4 protein-coding genes are annotated in these 2,794 nt (G+C 39.2%); 1 reads left to right on the forward strand and 3 read right to left on the reverse strand.

What is annotated here, in order from left to right; genetic code table 11:
• The 3 genes from MICAI_RS03765 to MICAI_RS03775 all read right to left on the reverse strand — a co-directional run.
• Positions 1 to 387, reverse strand: a 387-nt coding sequence (locus MICAI_RS03765; RefSeq protein ID WP_369751896.1) for a tetratricopeptide repeat protein, incomplete at its 3' end; no start/stop codon positions are given.
• A 262-nt stretch (positions 388 to 649) separates the two neighbouring features.
• On the reverse strand, positions 650 to 988 hold the full coding sequence (locus MICAI_RS03770) for a XisI protein (RefSeq protein ID WP_002735894.1): 339 nt from the start codon (positions 986 to 988) through the stop codon (positions 650 to 652).
• Between the two features lie 161 nt (positions 989 to 1,149).
• Complete coding sequence (locus MICAI_RS03775; RefSeq protein ID WP_008197994.1) at positions 1,150 to 2,238, reverse strand: tetratricopeptide repeat protein; 1,089 nt, start codon at positions 2,236 to 2,238, stop codon at positions 1,150 to 1,152.
• A gap of 278 nt (positions 2,239 to 2,516) precedes the next feature.
• Between MICAI_RS03775 and MICAI_RS03780 the strand changes: the two genes are divergently transcribed.
• The gene (locus tag MICAI_RS03780; protein ID WP_002743172.1) at positions 2,517 to 2,765 is read left to right on the forward strand and encodes a DUF433 domain-containing protein; all 249 of its coding nucleotides are present in this window, start codon (positions 2,517 to 2,519) and stop codon (positions 2,763 to 2,765) included.
• Positions 2,766 to 2,794 lie beyond the last annotated feature (29 nt).

A 2,794-nucleotide genomic window follows, 5' to 3' on the forward strand; every position in this document is an offset into this window, starting at 1 on the left:
GTATCTTCCTTGAGACTCGTAAAGTGCAGCCAAATTGTTGAGAATGGCGACGGTAAGGGGATGGTTGTCTCCTAATTGTTGTTTCCAGATAGCTAAAGCCTGTTTGTAGAGAGGTTCGGCTTCGCTATATCTTCCTTGAGAATAGTAAAGTAATGCCAAATTGTTGAGACTTTGTGCAGTTAGGGGATGGTTGTCTCCTAATTGTTGTTTGATGATAGCTAAAGCTTGTTCTGCTAGGGGAATCGCCTCGTTGTATTTCCCCTGCTGATACAATTGAATAACTTGCTGAGTTAGCCTCTCAGCTTCGGCTAATTTATCTTGCGTTGAAACCTGAGAAATCACCTGTCCCACCGTTGGGTTTAACATGACTCCCGATAATCCCATCATCCCGGTAATGACGACAACCGCTATCCCTGATTTGATTGATACTTTCATTGGTTTTTTATCCCTAGAGTTTATTGATAGGCAAAAACATTAACTTGAATAGATTTGTCGGGTTGAGCCTTGTGCTGTAGTAAAATTCTGATTTTTTCTGCTGTTTCACTACTAAAAACAACCTCACCACAGTTATAGCATTACTTTAAGGCAGAGCCTTAGATATTGTGTTCCAAGGCTTTGCCTTGGAACAAGGGGACAAGGAGAATTTGTTTTAAGTACCATAATTAGTATAAGGCCGTTTATAAGGTGGTTGCAGTCCCAAAACAATATCCTCCCTCTTAACACCCATTGAAATTAAATCCTCTGCTGGATTCAATTCCGTTAAATTTTGTTGTAGCCAAATCTTATTATCACGAATATCAAAATGAACAATCGAGCGGTAAACTCGTTTTAAACCTTCCCATCCTACATTCATCCACTGATAATGATCCCGTTCCACATCAAATATTAATTGTACTTCTACGTCTTCACCGGTAACATCTTCTGCTACATAGCGACTTAACAAATTTTGCACTGCTTGACGATATTTTATGAGTTTATCTTTATCCATTGTGTAATTACCTCCGTACAAAAGTAGTAGCCATCATCAATAATTTATAGTAATTTCAAATAAGTTGTAGGGGCGAAGCATTCGGATAAGAAATCTACGGTTTCAGCGATAGGTTATTGCCCGAATGCTTCGCCCCTACGGGAGTGCTATAACTTTCATCCTTACTCCCTCCTTAAAATGTCATTAATTATTTTATCCAATTCCTGAACCTGCGAAGTATCTCCTAACTGATTATAAGTCCCCTTCGCCTTGGTTAACCACTGTATCGCCTCATCCTTATTTCCCAAGAGACGATAAGCTATTCCTAAACCCGCTTGTATCTCCGCTTGCTCTGACAAATTCTGCGTATTTGTTGCCAGTTTTAACGCTTTTTCATAAGGTTTTTTTGCCAACTGAGGTAAACCCATCTTAAGGTAAGTATCCCCTAACAGTTGATAAACCGTAGCAACCTGACTATTTTGCTTCACCAATCCTTCTAATACCTCAACCGCATCCCCATACAACCCATAACCTCGATAAAGATGCGCTAAAACTAACCCTGCTTCCTCCGGGGATAATTGCTGCTGTTGAACAGCTTTAACAGCATCTAAAACCGTTTTCTTCGTCTGTTCATCTAATACTGTAAACCCGACGTTTTCATCATCACGTCTAGAAGACGCACCATTATCAGCTTCTATGGTTACTCGATATCGCTTTCCTGCTTCCAGAGGAGGTTCACCGGGATAGACTATTTCAGTTTTATTTGTCTGCGTTTCCCAATTAACCCCATCTATTTTGATAGTATAATTAGTTGCACCCGGAACAGCATTCCACCGCAGTGGAGGACGATTGGTAATAATATTCGTTTCACGGGGAGTAATTAGGTAAGGTAATTTTGCTAAGACTTTCTCTGTTTTTCCTGTTGGACGGAGGGTTGTATTATTAATATTGGGAAGTGAAATCACAGAATTTCCCCGAGGACAGCCACCAGAAACAATATACTTTCCTGTTTTAACCGTCCACTGCTTGAGATTACTACAATAAACCTTAACGGAAGCGTTAGCTGCCACTTCTAACTTATCATCAAAACTGAGGGTAAGTCCGACAGAAGCAGGAAGAGGTTTCTTCCATTGTGGTTTTTTAACGGTAACTTTCCCTTTTACCTGAAAAATTGTGTTAACTCCAACAGTGTTGCTAAAAGTCGCCGCCGGAAATCCTACCGTAATTAATATCAGGGAAATGGGGGTAAAGATTTTGAGAAATTTATTCATGACTAGAATCAATTGGGGTTTGGCTTTAATTAGGTTCGTTGTTGAACTTTAGCATAAGATTTCAGAAAACGGGTTTTTAAAAAAAACCGTTTTCTCGTCTAACTTGTTATACTATACTACTACAACTTAAAACCTCACCATTCCCTAATCTTCCCTGTGGGGTTGGAGACAAGCTTTGCACCCTCACTGAAGGAGTAATTTCCCACTTCCACTCGCAACTATAGAATTAGCTATAATAAAATTACCACAGGTATCATCTTCATATTTCTGGAAACTATATGACCTTAAAACAATTAGACCGAATTACTTTTAACTCCAAAATTATGGCAGGTCAAGCCTGTATTCGAGGAATGCGTATTCCTGTTTCTTTAATTCTTAATCTACTTGCTAACGAAAAGCCGATAGAGGAAATATTAGAGGAATACCCTGACCTAGAAAGAGAAGATATTCACCAATGTTTATTATATGCTTCTTGGTTAGCCAGAGAACAAGTTCATCATTTTGAATTAATCGAGCAATGGAGATAGAGTTTCTAGCCGATATGGGGATTTCTCTG

Source organism: Microcystis sp. T1-4 (genome assembly GCF_000297435.1).
Classification (GTDB): Bacteria; Cyanobacteriota; Cyanobacteriia; order Cyanobacteriales; family Microcystaceae; genus Microcystis.

Excerpts from the sequence above, each read along its gene's own strand:
- MICAI_RS03780 (WP_002743172.1), top strand. The coding sequence starts at position 2,517 with ATGACCTTAAAACAATTAGACCGAATTACTTTTAACTCCAAAATTATG.
- MICAI_RS03775 (WP_008197994.1), bottom strand. The coding sequence starts at position 2,238 with ATGAATAAATTTCTCAAAATCTTTACCCCCATTTCCCTGATATTAATT.
- MICAI_RS03770 (WP_002735894.1), bottom strand. The coding sequence starts at position 988 with ATGGATAAAGATAAACTCATAAAATATCGTCAAGCAGTGCAAAATTTG.